This window comes from Winogradskyella damuponensis (assembly GCF_039538385.1).
In the GTDB taxonomy this organism is placed as follows: Bacteria; Bacteroidota; Bacteroidia; order Flavobacteriales; family Flavobacteriaceae; genus Winogradskyella; species Winogradskyella damuponensis.
On record NZ_BAABCB010000015.1, the window covers coordinates 183,627 to 199,581 of the forward strand.

The 15,955-nt window shown below is 32.6% G+C and carries 15 protein-coding genes; 7 read left to right on the plus strand and 8 right to left on the minus strand.

What is annotated here, in order from left to right; translation table 11 throughout:
- Positions 1-16: 16 nt before the first annotated feature.
- Positions 17-577 carry a hypothetical protein gene (locus tag ABD730_RS06615; protein ID WP_344713435.1) on the minus strand — a complete coding sequence of 187 codons (561 nt, stop codon included), beginning with the start codon at positions 575-577 and terminating at the stop codon, positions 17-19.
- 9 nt (positions 578-586) lie between these two features.
- The gene (locus ABD730_RS06620) at positions 587-1,762 is read right to left on the minus strand and encodes an LETM1-related biofilm-associated protein (protein WP_344713437.1); all 1,176 of its coding nucleotides are present in this window, start codon (positions 1,760-1,762) and stop codon (positions 587-589) included.
- 318 nt (positions 1,763-2,080) lie between these two features.
- Between ABD730_RS06620 and ABD730_RS06625 the strand changes: the two genes are divergently transcribed.
- On the plus strand, positions 2,081-4,231 hold the full coding sequence (locus ABD730_RS06625; protein WP_215925382.1) for a S46 family peptidase: 2,151 nt from the start codon (positions 2,081-2,083) through the stop codon (positions 4,229-4,231).
- 110 nt (positions 4,232-4,341) lie between these two features.
- Here ABD730_RS06625 and ABD730_RS06630 read toward each other — a convergent pair whose 3' ends face one another.
- The gene (locus ABD730_RS06630; RefSeq protein ID WP_344713441.1) at positions 4,342-4,917 is read right to left on the minus strand and encodes a superoxide dismutase family protein; all 576 of its coding nucleotides are present in this window, start codon (positions 4,915-4,917) and stop codon (positions 4,342-4,344) included.
- 382 nt (positions 4,918-5,299) lie between these two features.
- A complete protein-coding gene (locus ABD730_RS06635; protein WP_344713443.1) occupies positions 5,300-5,926 on the minus strand; it encodes a YceI family protein in 627 nt (208 codons plus the stop codon).
- Positions 5,927-6,078: 152 nt separating this feature from the next.
- On the opposite strand from ABD730_RS06635, the gene hemN reads away from it, so the two are divergent.
- The 6 genes from hemN (at position 6,079) to ABD730_RS06665 (ending at position 12,789) form a co-directional block, all read left to right on the plus strand.
- Positions 6,079-7,443 carry an oxygen-independent coproporphyrinogen III oxidase gene (hemN, locus tag ABD730_RS06640; RefSeq protein WP_344713445.1) on the plus strand — a complete coding sequence of 455 codons (1,365 nt, stop codon included), beginning with the start codon at positions 6,079-6,081 and terminating at the stop codon, positions 7,441-7,443.
- Positions 7,444-7,455: 12 nt separating this feature from the next.
- Positions 7,456-8,289, plus strand: a complete 834-nt coding sequence (locus ABD730_RS06645) for a universal stress protein (RefSeq protein ID WP_334467212.1) — start codon at positions 7,456-7,458, stop codon at positions 8,287-8,289.
- Between the two features lie 233 nt (positions 8,290-8,522).
- A complete protein-coding gene (gene nirK / locus ABD730_RS06650; protein ID WP_215925377.1) occupies positions 8,523-9,968 on the plus strand; it encodes a copper-containing nitrite reductase in 1,446 nt (481 codons plus the stop codon).
- A 4-nt stretch (positions 9,969-9,972) separates the two neighbouring features.
- Positions 9,973-10,755, plus strand: a complete 783-nt coding sequence (locus ABD730_RS06655; protein WP_344713450.1) for a formylglycine-generating enzyme family protein — start codon at positions 9,973-9,975, stop codon at positions 10,753-10,755.
- A gap of 146 nt (positions 10,756-10,901) precedes the next feature.
- Positions 10,902-11,522 carry an SCO family protein gene (locus tag ABD730_RS06660; RefSeq protein ID WP_425583513.1) on the plus strand — a complete coding sequence of 207 codons (621 nt, stop codon included), beginning with the start codon at positions 10,902-10,904 and terminating at the stop codon, positions 11,520-11,522.
- A 7-nt stretch (positions 11,523-11,529) separates the two neighbouring features.
- Positions 11,530-12,789 (plus strand): alginate export family protein, encoded by a 1,260-nt coding sequence (locus tag ABD730_RS06665; protein WP_344713452.1) that lies wholly within the window; start codon positions 11,530-11,532, stop codon positions 12,787-12,789.
- Between the two features lie 117 nt (positions 12,790-12,906).
- Here the strand turns inward: ABD730_RS06665 and ABD730_RS06670 are convergent, their stop codons facing one another.
- The 4 genes from ABD730_RS06670 to ABD730_RS06685 all read right to left on the minus strand — a co-directional run bounded on the left by ABD730_RS06670 (position 12,907) and on the right by ABD730_RS06685 (position 15,934).
- Entirely contained in the window at positions 12,907-13,356 is a 450-nt protein-coding gene (locus ABD730_RS06670; protein WP_344713454.1) for a pyridoxamine 5'-phosphate oxidase family protein, read from the minus strand.
- A gap of 34 nt (positions 13,357-13,390) precedes the next feature.
- Complete coding sequence (locus ABD730_RS06675) at positions 13,391-14,215, minus strand: universal stress protein (protein ID WP_344713456.1); 825 nt, start codon at positions 14,213-14,215, stop codon at positions 13,391-13,393.
- 71 nt (positions 14,216-14,286) lie between these two features.
- On the minus strand, positions 14,287-14,751 hold the full coding sequence (locus tag ABD730_RS06680) for a hemerythrin domain-containing protein (RefSeq protein ID WP_344713458.1): 465 nt from the start codon (positions 14,749-14,751) through the stop codon (positions 14,287-14,289).
- Positions 14,741-15,934 (minus strand): hypothetical protein, encoded by a 1,194-nt coding sequence (locus tag ABD730_RS06685; protein ID WP_344713460.1) that lies wholly within the window; start codon positions 15,932-15,934, stop codon positions 14,741-14,743. The genes ABD730_RS06680 and ABD730_RS06685 overlap by 11 nt, the downstream gene beginning before the upstream one ends.
- Positions 15,935-15,955 lie beyond the last annotated feature (21 nt).

The window sequence follows — 15,955 nt, forward strand, 5'->3', positions numbered from 1 at the left end:
AAAGCTAATTGTAGTATTAATCGACCTCGCGGTTTTTATATAATTCAATAGCTTTTACATAATCTAGAGCACCTTTCATACTTAAATCGTGAATAAAGCCATCCATTTCAGGATGATGAAGTTTAATCCAATTGGCAAGAGCGTTCACTTCATTTTGCCATACGGTCCAACTAACATCCTTACAATCTAGTTCTTTGATTCTTGATATTTTTCCTGCTGTAAATTGAAACTGATAGCGACAGCTCATTGGGTTATTCTTTAAAAATTCAAGTTTTAAAGAATGCATAGAAACAGTCGCAACAAGTTGTCCATCCTCATAGCTTAAATCAACTAATTCATAATCGGGTTTAAAGATGGAGTCCCATTTAAATTGTTCGTAATAACTCTGTTGTGAATACGTTGTGATATAGTCGCCAAAGGCTGTTGTAAGACTATCAGCTAATGCTTTTTTTATCAGTTTGTAATCCGAATTTTTATAGCCGTTATAGTATGTTTTTATTTGCTCAGATGCTGTATGTTGTTTTTCAGCACAACTTGTAAATACTATGATTATTAATAGGGCTAAAATGTGCTTCATAGTTTGGTTTTAGTCCTTGTCTTCTATTCTATTGTCGTCAAAAGCTGAAGGTAATAACTTAGGAATAAACTTAATAAACAAGGGGAAAAGCAACATACCGCCAGGTAACATAAAGATGGCTAAACTAGGTATGGATTTAAAGATGTCTATGAGTTGCGTTTGAATTTTTTTCTGTTCTTCGTCCGTCAGATTACGTTGTGTAGATTGGGTTAATAGGTATAAGGCTTCTTTACTTTCAGACAACTCTTTAATTAAACGTTTGCTGTTTCGTTTGATCAATTTTGAAACGACTTTACTACTATTATCATAAAAACTTTGTGCTAAATTTTTAGAACTTAAAAACGCGACCTCATCTTTATGCTCATCATAAAATAGGTTAATGTCATTTATGGATCTTACAATAACTGTATTATCGACACCTAAATCAGTTTTTAATTGACTTAAAAAACTTTTTTCTTCGTTGTCTATAATCTTGTCAGTCCACGATGCCATACAGACTAAATCTATGACGTACAGCTTTTCTAAAGGTTCATTTATAATTGAAATAGCATCATTATAGGTTAGAAGCTCAGCGTTTTTATAACGAATAGAACCTTCAAACAGTTTAATAAGGTTTTCATCGTATTCAGATTTTACAGTCTTGTTTTCAATAACTGAAAACACAATAGTTTCTAATGCAGATTCAAGATTTTCAACATAGTTTTTAATGTTTTTTTCGTCTTTTAAAAAACGATGATACCCTAAAACATCAACGAATAAAAGGGCGTTAATTAAAAAATAATTAAAACTTTTTGAAATAAAATTATCATCAATATGTATACGCTTATGAATGATTTTTTCCAACAAACTATCAGGTGATTTATCGCTAAATAAATCTTCAAAAAATGATTGTTTTTGGTCACTGATAGACTTGTAATATCTAATGAGGCTTTCGGTGAATTGTTCCTTAGGATTTTCCTTGTTGTAAATGTAATAGAAGGTTAGCAGTAAATTGGTTTTACAACGTTCTTCTTCACTAAGTTCAAAGGGTTTAACAATATTTAATACCACTTTAATATTACTTCCATATATAAACCCAGTACGTTTTAAATTAATATAAAACGCATCAGTCTCAGTCTGAGAATACACGATTTCAGAAACTTGATTGAGTAATTTTTTTATCCAGCCATTAGCTGATGGATTCATAACATAAAGATTGAAGCTGCAAAGTTAAATTTTTATAGTTATAAATCATTAATTTATTTTGTTAACAAAATTTTGCTTGCCACAGCAATCTTAGGAGTTGTAACATTGATGCCCTTTAATTGAAGCACTTGCTGTATGAGTAGTACTAGTGTATTGGGTAATGAGTTTTTTATGATGGTTTTGAGTTTTTATTAATGGAAATATGGCTTTAAAGAGTAGACACTTTTTTATTTAAAAAGATAAAGCTTTAACACTTTATCGGCTATAAAAACAACTTAAATTTCTGTATTTTTATGGCCATAAATAAAACAACAAAACATGAAGAGAATATCCCTTACAATTATTGCCTTTATCATTTCATTATCGCCAGCAATGGCAAATGAAGGTATGTGGTTTTTAATGCATATTGAGCGTTTAAATCATCGCGATATGCAAAAAATGGGTTTACAATTAACACCCGAAGAAATTTACAGTATTAACAATCAGAGTTTAAAGGATGCCATTATACAATTTAATGGTGGTTGTACAGCAAGTATTGTTTCAGATAGCGGATTGGTACTAACAAATCATCACTGTGGTTATGATGCTATTGCTGAATTATCTACTGCAGAACAAAACCATTTAAAGAATGGATTTTGGGCAGGATCATTGGCAGAAGAAATGAAGCCAGAAAGCCTATATGTTCGCTTTTTCGTAAGAATGGATGATGTCTCTAAGCGTATGTTAGCTCAAGTAAATGATAGCATGAGTGAAAAAGAGCGTGAAGCTGCACTTAACAAAGAAATAGCTAAAATTGAACAAGAAAATAATGAAGGAGGAAAATACACTGTTTCTGTACGTTCATTTTATCAAGGAAATGAGTTTTATTATTTCGTTTACGAAGATTATACTGATGTGCGTTTAGTAGGAACACCTCCAGAGAATGTAGGTAAATATGGTGGAGACACAGATAACTGGGAATGGCCAAGACATACTGGTGATTTTTCATTATTCAGAGTTTATGCAGATGCAGATGGAAATCCAGCAGAATATTCAACTGATAATGTGCCTTTAAAAGCAAAATATCATTTACCTGTTAATATTGATGGAGTAAAGGAAAATGATTTTGCTATGATTTTGGGATATCCTGGTCGTACCAACCGTTGGATGCCAGCACAAGGTGTAGAGCAAAATGTAAAATATGCATATCCTGCTTGGGTTGAAGGCTCAAAATTAAGTATGGATGTGATGAAAAAATACATGGACGCAGACGAATCTGTAAACCTAATGTATGCATCAAGCTATGCTAGTATTGCTAACTATTGGAAAAATAGAGCAGGAATGATAAAAGCTTTAACTGAGCATAAAACCGTAGAGAAAAAGAGCAAAACTGAAGCTAAATTTAATAAATGGGCTAATAAGAAGGCGAATAAAGCTATGTACGGAAAAGTTATTGAAAATATCAATAACTATTATAACTTAACAAATGAAAAAGCGAGACAAAGTAATTATTTATTAGGAATGTTACGCTCTAGTAAATTTGCCGTTTTACCTTACAGAATTGGGTCTGGTTTAACACAATATGTGAATGCTAGTGAAGCAGAACGTAAAAACCTTTTACCAAGACTTGAAGCTTTTATTGAAAACTCTTATCAAAATTATCATTTGCCATTAGAAAAGGAAATTTTAGCGAAACAATTAGGCTTGTTGGCTTCAAAATCTAATTATTCTTTACCAGAATTAGTGGCAGAAATAGGAGAAAAAAACAATAATGATTTTACAGCTTATACTAACGCTATTTTTGATTTAAGCCTGTTTTCATCTAAAGAAGGTGCTTTAGCATTCTTACAGTATCCTGATAAAGCTATTTTAGAGAATGATCCGTTATTAAAATTATCAAACCAATTATTAGATAAATATAGAGAAAGTCCTGAGAGTTTAGAGCAGCCAACAAACGATTATCAGGCGTCTTTTAGATTATTAGTAAAAGGTTTACGTGAATCTGGATTAAGTGATATAAAATATCCTGATGCAAATTCTACTTTACGTTTATCTTACGGAAAAGTGAGAGCTTTACCTGCAGATAAAAGAAACGATGCAAATGAAAACAATTATACTACGTTTCAAGGTATGATTAAAAAGTACAAGCCTAACGATAGTGAGTTTGATTTAGACCAAAGCATGTTAGATATCTACGAAAAGAAAGATTATGGACGTTATGCTAACGAACGTGGTCAATTACCTGTAAACTTCTTAACAGATAATGACATTACTGGAGGTAATTCTGGTTCGCCTGTTGTTAATGGAAAAGGAGAATTAATTGGTTTAGCATTTGATGGAAACATTGAAGCTATGGCAGGTGATGTAATTTTCGATAAAGATTTACAACGTACCATTAATGTAGATATTAGATATGTACTATGGTTAATTGATAAATACTCTAATGCAAAACATATTGTTGATGAGTTAACTATTGTTACGAAATCATAATAAGAAAGTTATCTGTAATAAAAAAAGCGACCTGAATTTCAGGTCGCTTTTTTTATGCGATATATTTAGGTATCTTATGTTATGATACCTTTATGAGTGGTATTTTATAATTACTTAATAATACCAGCACATCCAATACGAGCGCCAGCATTACCAGAAGGTTGTGATGTTAAATCATCGATACCAATATGTACAATAATTGCTTTGCCTAAAATATCCTTTGTTTCGTCTCCACAACCAATACACCATTCATTTGTAGATTTGCTTACAGTTGCACGACCGTTTGCATTTGCTGTGATATTACCAATATCACCTTTGTGATAGCCCGCTTTGTCTCCCCAAGCACCATGTGGTTGCCCAGTAGGATTCCAATGACCGCCAGAAGACGATCCGTCTTCTGAAGAGCAATCTGCTTTTTCATGAATATGTATGGCATGTTGCCCTTCTTCTAAACCTTTAACAGTTCCAACCATAGTTACAAAACCGTTTTTTTCTACAAAATTAATGGTACCTTCTACATTACTGCCGCTTTTTGGGTATAGTGATACCGATAATCTTTTTTCAGTTGAATTTTGTTCTGTAACATTTTCGGTTTTAATCTTGGTTTCAGAATCTTTTTTTGAGTCTTTACAAGCTATTGCAAATATCATTGCAAATGCAAGTGTTATTAATTTTAAACTTTTCATGATTGATTTTAATTATTTTACTAAAGTTAATAATGTAACTGAATTACAAACTTTTTGATACCAGTAGTCTTTGTGGTTGTCTTATAGGTTGTTTTTGCTTGTATAAGAATACTTGACATTAATTTGTCTCCAATACCTTTTACAATGCTCAAGCCTGAACCATGCAAATCACTAAAGTGCACTTTCTTTAATTCTGTAATACAGTCCTTTTTTATCAAAAACGATATTACGAGCGTATCTAAACAGATGCCATAAAGATATCTTAAGTGTGTGTGTTAAAATTATGGAAGTAAGTAATGATTAAAGAACTCAATCAATAATATTGTTAATGCATTTGCTAGTGATTAGATGAACAATAAGTAGATTGTATATACAGTTTTTATTATTTATCACGTAAATAAGTACTCACCTCAATAGCGACATCTTCCCAAGTTTTGCTAACTCCATCAGCACCTTTATGAAGATCAAAACAAGCTTTGTTTAATGTTTCTAATGCTCCTAATGCATCCCAATCTTTTAGTTGCATTGTGCCTTTCATAGTAACACGTCTTTCATCAGTAATGTTAACCTCTAAAGGTAAATCTGCAGTAACCCCATTCATTGTAATAGAGGCAATATATGCGTTATCCATATATTTAATTGTACCTTTTAGTAAGTCAGTATTTAACATAGCACCAAAGAATGATGTTTTTAGTTTTTCATCTCTAGATTCGTCTTTTGTAAACAAGCTACTAATTGGAATAGAAAAATCTAAATTATTTAGAGCTTCACTTGGAGATGCACCTTCTTTTTCTTTAAAATTCAAAGTTGTAAATTCTCCACCAACAGGTACTTTTTCGGTTGTCTTATAAGCTGTCCATTTTACAGAAGTTGCTTCTGGTTTAACAATGTATTTAATTGTGTTTTCAACGGTTTCTTTTTTAACCTCTTCCTTTTCTTTTTCTTGTTTACAAGATGTAAATACTAAAGAAATAACTAGAAGTACAGATAAGAATTTTATGCTTTTCATAAGCTGAGTTTTAATTTTTTAGTAAAGTTAAGCAGATAAATACTTTTGTGCAAGGTGAATTGAGATTCTTAAATATGATATTTTATTCTATATGACAAATATCATATTTTAAAAGTCTATATACCATTAATTTTGGCTGTGAATTTTAAGCCATGAGTCACTCTTTAATTAGTAAATATAATGTTTCTGGACCTCGTTATACAAGCTATCCAACGGTCCCTTATTGGAATTTGGAATCATTTTCTTTAGAACAATGGAAAGCTTCTTTAAAACGTTCTTTTGAAGAAAGTAACACGTCCGAAGGCTTAAGCCTTTATATTCATTTACCGTTTTGCGAAAGTCTTTGTACCTTTTGTGGTTGTCATAAACGTATAACCAAACGACATGAAGTAGAATCGCCATATATAAAAGCGGTTTTAAAAGAGTGGAGCTTATACCTCAAATTATTAGGAAGCAAACCAAGGATTAAAGAATTACATCTCGGTGGTGGTACACCAACATTTTTCTCTCCTGAGAATCTTCAGTTTTTGATTTCGGGACTTTTAAGGAGTGCAGAATTGGCAGAAGACTACGAATTTAGTTTTGAAGGTCATCCTAATAATACCACTGAAGCACACCTTCAAACTTTGTACGATTTAGGGTTTAGACGTGTGAGCTATGGAGTTCAAGATTATAACCTTAATATTCAAAAAGCCATTAATCGCATTCAGCCTTTTGAAAACGTAAAACGTGCCACAGATTTAGCTCGTAAAATTGGTTATACCTCTGTTGGACATGATATCATTTTTGGTTTACCATTTCAAACCGAAATAGATGTTACAGAAACGATCAATAAAACTAAAGCGTTAATGCCAGACCGCATTGCGTTTTATAGTTATGCACATGTCCCTTGGATTAAAGGAAATGGACAGCGAGGATTTAGTGAAACCGATTTGCCAACCCCAGAATCTAAGCGTTTACAATACGAAACCGGAAAACAATATTTTGAAGAGGCTGGTTATGTAGAAATTGGCATGGATCATTTTGCTTTAAAAAGCGATTCACTCTATGAAGCGATGGAAAATAAAACATTACATCGTAATTTTATGGGATATACAGCCTCTAAAACACAAGCTATGATTGGTTTAGGGGTATCTTCAATTAGCGATAGTTGGTATGGTTTTGCGCAAAATGTAAAATCGAATGAAGAATACTATCACTTATTAGAGCACAATATTATTCCGGTGTTTAAAGGACATATTTTAAATACTGAAGATTTAGTGATTAGAAAACACATTCTTAATCTGATGTGCAATTTTGAAACGTCATGGAAGGAGGTTAATTTATTATTTGAAGAATTACCCGAAATTCTCATAAAATTAAAAGAATTTGAATTGGATGGTTTGCTTCAATTTAGAACAAACCAAGTGATTGTTACAGAAAAAGGAAAACCTTTTATAAGAAATATATGTATGGCTTTCGATCTGTTATTGCAACGAAAAAAGCCAGAAACACAGTTGTTTTCAATGACAATTTAAAACTTTAATACAATGAAAAAAATAATTGTACCAGTAGATTTTTCAGAACATTCTGAATTTGCACTCGAAGCTGCTGCAGGTTTAGCTAATAAATATGGCTCTGAGCTTATTGTATTGCACATGCTAGAATTGTCTTATGCAATTATATCGTCAGCCACAGAATCACAAAACCAAGAAGTTGTTTTTTATTTAAAATTAGCAGAACAAAAGTTTGAAACTTTTTTAGATAAACCTTATTTAAAGGATGTAAAAGTAACACCAATAGTAAAACATTTTAAAGTTTGGAGCGAAGTTAATGATCTCGCAGAAGAGCATGGTGCAGATCTTATTGTCATGGGATCTCAAGGCATAAGTGGAGTAAAAGAAGTTTTGATAGGTTCTAATACTCAAAAAGTTGTTAGGTATGCTAATATTCCGGTCTTAGTCATTAAACATAATCCAATTTTGTTAGATTTTGAAAATGCTGTTTTTGCTAGTGATTTTTCAGAAGAAGCTGTTGCTCCGTATTTAAAAGCAAAGACAACTTTCAATAAACTTGGTTCTAAAATGCATTTGGTTTATGTAAATTCTCCTGATGGCAATTTTAGAAGCTCTTCTGAAATAGATAAAAAAGTCGCTAACTTTTTAAGAAAAGCAGAAGGTAATTTAGACAATTTGAAAAGTGTTAATGTGGTTTCCGATTATTCTATAGAGAAAGGGATACTTAACTTCTCTAATGTTATTGGAGCAGATGTTATTGCTGTTGCAACCCATGGTAGAAAAGGCTTGTCGCATATTTTTGAAGGTAGTATCTCTGAAGATATTGCAAATCATTCTACTTTACCAGTTATGACATTCAAAATATAATTTTGATATTTTAGTAGTTAGTTTTTTAATATCAAACTAAAATGCCAGAGATTAAGTTTTCTGGCATTTTTTGTTTTTAGAGACTCATTTTTAGTAAATGACGCCTTATCCTGATAAATATCATATTTTTAATATATACTATAAGCTACTTTTGATTATTAATAAGACAATTTTGTCCTATTTAAAACAGATAGATGTAATTATATTTTTAAACACTAAAAACCACAACCAAAATGAGAACATTAAAATTATTATTAGGCATTGTAGCTTCAGGATTACTCATTTTATCATCTTGTAAAGAGAATGATCAAAAAGAGAATTCTAGTACCGCAGAAATTCCCGTAAGTAGAGAAATGATAGCAGAATTAACTGCTCCGCCAAATGTACCAACACCAGTTGGTAGACGAAAGGCAAAAAAGCTTATTGTTAATATGGAAATTCTTGAAGAAGAAGGCGAATTAACAGATGGAGTAAAGTATGTATATTGGACCTTTGGAGGTTCTGTACCAGGTAGTTTTATTAGAACACGAGTAGGTGATGAAGTAGAATTTACATTATCTAATCACCCAGACAATAAACTACCACACAATATAGATTTACATGCTGTAACGGGGCCAGGAGGTGGAGCAGAATCTTCTTTTGTAGCACCAGGACATGAAAAAACATTTTCCTTTAAAACATTAAACCCAGGCCTTTATGTTTACCACTGTGCAACAGCACCTGTAGGAATGCATATTGCAAATGGAATGTATGGTCTTATTCTCGTAGAACCAGAAGGCGGACTACCACAAGTAGATAAGGAATATTATATTATGCAAGGTGATTTTTATACCAAAGGTAAAAACGGTGAACGTGGCTTACAGCCTTTTGATATGCAAAAAGCCGTTGACGAAAATGCCGACTATGTTGTATTTAACGGAAGCGTTGGTGCCTTAACTGGTGATAATGCTATAACAGCCAAAGTCGGTGAAACAGTTAGACTTTATGTTGGTAATGGTGGACCAAACCTCGTCTCTTCTTTCCATGTTATTGGTGAAATATTTGATAAAGTACACGTTGAAGGTGGTGACCTCGTAAATGAAAATGTACAAACTACATTAATTCCGGCAGGAGGTGCAGCTATAGTAGAGTTTAGAGTTGATGTTCCAGGAACATTTATCTTAGTAGATCATTCCATTTTTAGAGCCTTTAATAAAGGGGCTTTAGGAATGCTTAAAGTGGAAGGTGAAGAAGAAAAGAAAATCTACTCTGGTGAAATTAGAGAAGGTATTTATTTGCCTGAAGGACCAGGAATACAAAACATGCCAACAACTGATGAAATTGTAGAATCTGAAATTCCAGCAAAATCTTTTGAAGAACAAATGGAATTTGGAAAACAAATCTATATGCAAACCTGTTTTGCTTGTCACCAAGCCGAAGGGCAAGGTATTCCTAATGCGTTTCCTCCTTTGGCAAAGTCAGATTATTTAAATGCCGATGTAGATAGAGCAATTGGAGTTGTTATCAATGGATTAAGTGGCGAAATCACTGTAAACGGTGAGAAGTATAATAGCGTTATGACCAAGCAAATGATTTCTTCAGACGATGTCGCAAATGTATTAACTTACGTTTACAACAGTTGGGGAAATTCTAAAAAAGTAGTAACCAAAAAGATGGTTGACGACGTTAAAAAGAAATAATATTATGAAAACCAAAGTCTTTAGTTTGTTCATGTTGTGTTTAGGAGTTCAATCTTTAATGTTTGGGCAGGCTAAAGACATGGTTCTTATAGAAGGGAGCCGTTATATTCCTTTATACGGAAGAGATTCTACAGTCGTTGAAGTCAAAGATTTTAAGATGGATATCTATCCTGTATCTACTGAAAATTATAAGCAGTTTTTAAAAGATAATCCTAAATGGAGGAAATCTAAGATTGTGTCGTTATTTGCAGATAAAAGCTATTTATCTAATTGGAAAACCGATTTAGAACCAAACGACTCTATTCACCCTAATAGTCCGGTTAACTACGTGTCGTGGTTTGCTGCAAAAGCCTATTGCGAATGTCAAAATAAACGTTTACCAACAATTGACGAATGGGAATATGTTGCCATGGCAGACGAAACCACAAAAGATGCACGTGTTAAACCATCTTATAACGCACAAATTTTAGCTTGGTACGAAGCTCCTAGAACAAAGGAAAACCGCATCGGTGAAACACCAAAAAATGCTTGGGGCGTTTACGATTTACACGGTTTAGTTTGGGAATGGACTTTAGATTTTAATTCGGTATTAATCACTGGAGAATCTAGAAAAGATGTAGATAAGGATAGTAATCTATTCTGTGGAAGTGCAGCAGTTAATGCTACAGATTTAATGAATTATGCTGCATTTATGCGTTATGCTATTAGAGGAAGTTTAAAAGCTAAATACTCTATGAAAAACCTAGGCTTTAGATGCGTACAAGATATTAAAAAAGAAAACAAATGAACGTTTCAAAGAAAAATCACAAACACGTCATCCATATAAATAACGTGAGTAACTATTTAAAATTAACAATCTCAGTGTTGGTATTGTTAATGGTTGTAACATCATGCAAATCGGATGCATCAAAAACATCTGACACATCATTAGTTATGTACCAATGTCCAATGCAATGCGAAGGAGACAAAACTTATGATGAAGCAGGTAGCTGTCCTGTTTGTAACATGGATTTAAAACAATTAGAAACAGCTTCAAAAGATATAGAAACTGATGAGATTTCAGAGGAATCTATTTTCAACTTAACGAGTAAATGGCATACTGAAGAAGGTAATGAAATTCAACTTGAAGACCTTAAAGGAAAAACTTTAGTTATGGTAATGATTTATACCTCGTGTAAAGCAGCTTGCCCAAGATTGGTGGCCGATATGCGAAATATTGAAGCTAAAATTCCTACTGAAAATATTGAGAATGTACAATTCGCATTGGTCTCTATTGATCCTGAAACAGATACTCCTGAGCGTCTAAAAGCATTCGCCATAGAAAATGAAATGGACGGTGAGCAATGGACGTTTTTACAAGGTACAGTTGATGGAGTTAGAGAATTTGCCAATGTATTATCTGTAAAATATAAAGAGATTTCTCCAATAGACTTTTCGCATTCTAATATTATTAGTGTGTTTAATCCAGCAGGAGAATTAAAACACCAACAAGAAGGTTTAGGCGTAGATAATAAAGAAACTATTGAAGCCATCCTTCAGTTAACCCAATACTAATTTAAAGATGAAAATACTACTAACAATTCTTTGCTTAGGAGTTGTAATGACATCCTATGCTCAAGAGTTTGAAATTTCGGCAGAATTAAGACCACGATTTGAATACAGACATGGTTATAAAACGCTGATTCCAGATGATGTAGACGCTGCAACATTTATATCGCAACGTACACGATTAAATTTTAATTACGGAAGTGAAACATTGAATGCTTTTGTATCGTTTCAAAATGTGAGAGTTTGGGGCGATGTTCCAACTACGTCTTTGGAAGACAAAAACGGAATTGCATTGCATGAAGCTTGGGCAGAATTAGTTTTTAATCCAAAATTAGCCGTAAAATTAGGTCGACAAGAAATCAATTACGATGACCACAGAATTTTTGGAAATGTAGGCTGGGCACAACAAGCCAGAAGCCATGATGCTATAGTTACCACTTACCAACCAAATACAACGAATCGTTTCGATTTTGGTTTGGCTCTAAATGCAAATGAAGAAACTGTTTTTGACACAGATTATGCCATTAATAATTATAAGGCATTTCAATATATATGGTATCATACTAATCTGAAAAATGTTGGATTAAGTGTTTTACTATTAAACAACGGTTTAACCTATATGGATGAAAACGATGAGCAAAAAGTAGATTATAACCAGACCATAGGTTCTAGAATGACATTCCAAAAAAACAAATGGCAGACTGATGCGTCTATCTATTTTCAAACTGGGGCAATAGCAAACACAGATTTGAGTGCTTTTAATATTGCGGCTAATGCCTTTTATAAAATTAATGCTGAATTTAAAACGGGATTAGGTATAGAATATCTTTCAGGTACTGATATGAACACTGCTGAAAACAAGCTAAAATCATTTAATCCTTGGTTTGGTACGAATCATAAATTTAATGGATTGATGGATTATTTTTATGTGGGCAACCATTCTAATTCTGTAGGATTACTAGATCTTAAAGCGAGCTTAGAGTACCAAAAAGAGCGATTTTCAGCAAAACTAACGCCTCATATATTTTCATCTGCGGCAACTGTTGTAGACCAGACAGGAAAAGAAATAAGCAATGCATTGGGCACCGAATTAGATTTGGTATTGGGTTATAAGTGGACCAAAGACATCAGTTTTAACGTAGGCTATTCGCAAATGTTTGCCACAGAAACGATGGAGGTTTTAAAAGCGGGCAATAAAGACAATGCTAATAATTGGGCTTGGTTAATGATTACGGTTAAACCAAGTTTATTTAAAACAACACTGAATAATTAAAGCTTAGCATAATTCCCAATATTAGGGGAAATTTAAAAAGAAACAGCAGTGTGTTTCAATAGTTTTATAACGAATTTAAAAGACACTGCTGTAGTCTTTAAGACTTAGGAAGTCTATTTAGTCATGTCTTATTTTTCCTGTAAATTCTTCAATATTTATAACAAAAACTGTAGGAATGTCGTCAGAATCTATTTTAGCAGAAAACTCACTAATAAAATCTAAATCGCGTAACTCTTTTCGCATTATAACATCTTTTACTCCTAAAGAAAATTCATGTAACATGGCTTTTGCACTACTGCGTTCCAGTTCTATAAATTGACCATGAGCTACAGCAGATCTCCAGTTGGTAATTGAGGTTATTTCAGTAACTTCTAATGCTACTTTATCGTGTTGACGCATGGCGCTAATTTTATGTCCATCACCTGAGTAACAAATAATTCTATTATCTGAATAAAAATAAGTAATAGGTACAACAAAAGGTTTGTTTTGATAAATATATGCTAGATGCCCTATGTAATTTTGGCTCAAAATCAATTGGCACTCTTCTTTATTTAAGGACTTTATCATAATTTTTAAGGTTTAGATTTATTTTAACATAGGTTTAATGACAGTGCAACACTAAGAGTGGTAATTTCATTCTAGATGTTAACTCTTTACTTGGAGAGGCACTAAATAAGCGTTTTAAAAAGGATTTATCTTGAGTAATAAAAGCGGTTATATCTATGGGGTTGGTTTGTATGTAGCTTGAAACAGCATAATCTATGGGTACACCTTCTACAAGGTGGTATTTAGAATCTAATAATGCAATGCTTTCCTTATCTTGTAATGAAATGTTAGAGGCATCATTTTCTGAGCTAATTCTAAGAATGTGAAGTTTCAGTTTAAAATCTTCTATAAAATCTATAATATGTTCTAGTAAGTGACTATTAAAACTATCATCTGTATTTAAGGATACCAAAAATTCTTTAACAGGCGAAAAACTATAATTACTTGGTACAACTATGGTTTTACATTTTACTTTCTCAACAACATTAATGGTGTTACTACCAAAAATAACTTCTTTTACATTAGACGCTCCGTTACTTCCCATGACTACAAAATCGATAGAAAATTTCTGAACCACCTGGTTAATTGCATCGGTAAACACATCAAAATCTATTATCGTTTCAAAATGATAATCTTGAGTTTTGGTATCATTTTTTAATTTTTCGATTAAGGCATCGAGTTTTTCTTGTGGTTTTTTAGTGATAGAATCGTGAATAGAATTTTTTGGAGACATTAATAAATCGTCTGTAACATATCCACTTACTTTATGCACATACATAATGTAAAATGTACATGTTTTAGACTCAAAAAACTGCATTGCATACCTAATTGCATTTGTAGCATTCTTAGAAAAATCTGTAAGTAAAAGTACTTTTTTCATGATTAAAAAACTTTTACTTAAAGTTACGGAAACTTATTAATAGCTGCAATGACATAAATCATGAATTGAATTTACGATTTCCAAAAGACATCACTTTCGTTGTCTTCAAATTTTTCAGGTTGATGTATAATTTCAATGTGACGTAATTGTGCTTCAGTTGCTGCTTTCTGAATTTCGGGAAACAAGATGCGTTCTTCAAATCGGATGTGCTGTTCTAATTCTTCTTCAATTTTACTCAAGACCTTTAAGTCGTCGTCACGATCTTCAAATAAACGCTTTAATCTTCTGTGTTCCGCTAATGCGCGTTTTATTAATTCGTTTTCAGGCTCTAAAATGGTGAAAATGTGAGTTTCTTCTATTTCAAAATGGGGAATTAAGTGATTTTCAAAAAACCAATCGGCATAAGCTCTAATGCGTTTAGGGGCGATGTCTTTACTAAATCCGGCTCTAATTTTCCAAGATAATAATAAGCCATGATGATGTTCTCTGCTTAATGGTTGAAGTGCTTTATGGCGTTTTTGTGGTTTAGGTTGCATAAGTTTCTTGTTTAATAATAGTGAATAATAAAGCACTGATACCTAATGGTAAAAAGATGCTAAATAAAAATAATAACAGGTAATAATGGGGTAGAATTCCGGTTCCGAAGTAAAACATAATTCCTTGAATTAACAGCAGCACTTCAGTTAAAACAAAGCCTAAAAGGAAACTGTACACACCAAAATTTAAAGTTTTAGAATTGCTTACGAAATTGCTTTTTAAAATAAAAGCCCATAAAAAGCCTGAAATGACACCCAGCATAAGTAGGTGAATAAATCCGATAACAAAATTGCGGTGATTGTAAACAACTGCAGAGAATTCCGGCCAAATAGATACGGTTTGAAACAGTACTTTTAAGATAAAACAGACCAATGCAAAACCGTACATATAAGTCACAAGCTTTGATTCTTTGCGCCATGCTAAATACGAATTAGGCTTTATAAGTTGAAAGAATTTATAAAGCATTAAAACTTGAAGTATAACACCCACACCATTAATCCATGGCAAGCTCGAATGAGGCGCAAACCATTGAATTGGTAAGGCAAATGTTAGTATTGTAGATGCAATTAACAACCTGTAAAACTGCCTAAATAGTATAGAGTCTTCAACTTTTAATAGATGAAAAAACACAGTAATAACAGCAATTAAAAACCAACCGTTAAACTGAAAGTGTAAAAAGAACTGAATGGCAATGTGATAAAAGGCCGAAGTTGATCCAAGTATGGAAACCGCAGGTCCTAAACACCAAACTCCAATGGTAGAAATCATCATAAATAGGAGTGATACTTTTAACAATTTTTCGGTTGCAGTAGACTTTGTCTTAAGATGTTTCCAGATGAGAAACACAAAGTAGTAACTACAAAAGATATGTAATGTTGAAAATGTTATGGATAGTGCTGCATAACCTTGTATGGGGAAACTAATCATCATACCAACAACAGCAAGTTCTGTGAGCCAAAACAAGCGATTAAAAATCTTAGGCTCATTAGGAATAAAATAATGAACAAACAGTGTAAACAGCATTAAATACACCCAACCTAACATGGCAACATGAGAGTGCGCATGTGTTAAAAACCGATAATTTATACCAATAGATTCTAAAAATGAAAAGCGCAGTGCCAAACCCATTAGGGCTGCAATTAGAAAATTAATTAGACATATAACAACTAACTTTTTTGGCATCGTTAAGATTACGATTTAGAA

Bases quoted from the DNA above. Each gene is read 5' to 3' on its own strand.
- ABD730_RS06615 (WP_344713435.1), bottom strand. From the start codon at position 577: ATGAAGCACATTTTAGCCCTATTAATAATCATAGTATTTACAAGTTGT.
- ABD730_RS06620 (WP_344713437.1), bottom strand. From the start codon at position 1,762: ATGAATCCATCAGCTAATGGCTGGATAAAAAAATTACTCAATCAAGTT.
- ABD730_RS06625 (WP_215925382.1), top strand. From the start codon at position 2,081: ATGAAGAGAATATCCCTTACAATTATTGCCTTTATCATTTCATTATCG.
- ABD730_RS06630 (WP_344713441.1), bottom strand. From the start codon at position 4,917: ATGAAAAGTTTAAAATTAATAACACTTGCATTTGCAATGATATTTGCA.
- ABD730_RS06635 (WP_344713443.1), bottom strand. From the start codon at position 5,926: ATGAAAAGCATAAAATTCTTATCTGTACTTCTAGTTATTTCTTTAGTA.
- hemN (WP_344713445.1), top strand. From the start codon at position 6,079: ATGAGTCACTCTTTAATTAGTAAATATAATGTTTCTGGACCTCGTTAT.
- ABD730_RS06645 (WP_334467212.1), top strand. From the start codon at position 7,456: ATGAAAAAAATAATTGTACCAGTAGATTTTTCAGAACATTCTGAATTT.
- nirK (WP_215925377.1), top strand. From the start codon at position 8,523: ATGAGAACATTAAAATTATTATTAGGCATTGTAGCTTCAGGATTACTC.
- ABD730_RS06655 (WP_344713450.1), top strand. From the start codon at position 9,973: ATGAAAACCAAAGTCTTTAGTTTGTTCATGTTGTGTTTAGGAGTTCAA.
- ABD730_RS06660 (WP_425583513.1), top strand. From the start codon at position 10,902: ATGTACCAATGTCCAATGCAATGCGAAGGAGACAAAACTTATGATGAA.
- ABD730_RS06665 (WP_344713452.1), top strand. From the start codon at position 11,530: ATGAAAATACTACTAACAATTCTTTGCTTAGGAGTTGTAATGACATCC.
- ABD730_RS06670 (WP_344713454.1), bottom strand. From the start codon at position 13,356: ATGATAAAGTCCTTAAATAAAGAAGAGTGCCAATTGATTTTGAGCCAA.
- ABD730_RS06675 (WP_344713456.1), bottom strand. From the start codon at position 14,215: ATGAAAAAAGTACTTTTACTTACAGATTTTTCTAAGAATGCTACAAAT.
- ABD730_RS06680 (WP_344713458.1), bottom strand. From the start codon at position 14,751: ATGCAACCTAAACCACAAAAACGCCATAAAGCACTTCAACCATTAAGC.
- ABD730_RS06685 (WP_344713460.1), bottom strand. From the start codon at position 15,934: ATGCCAAAAAAGTTAGTTGTTATATGTCTAATTAATTTTCTAATTGCA.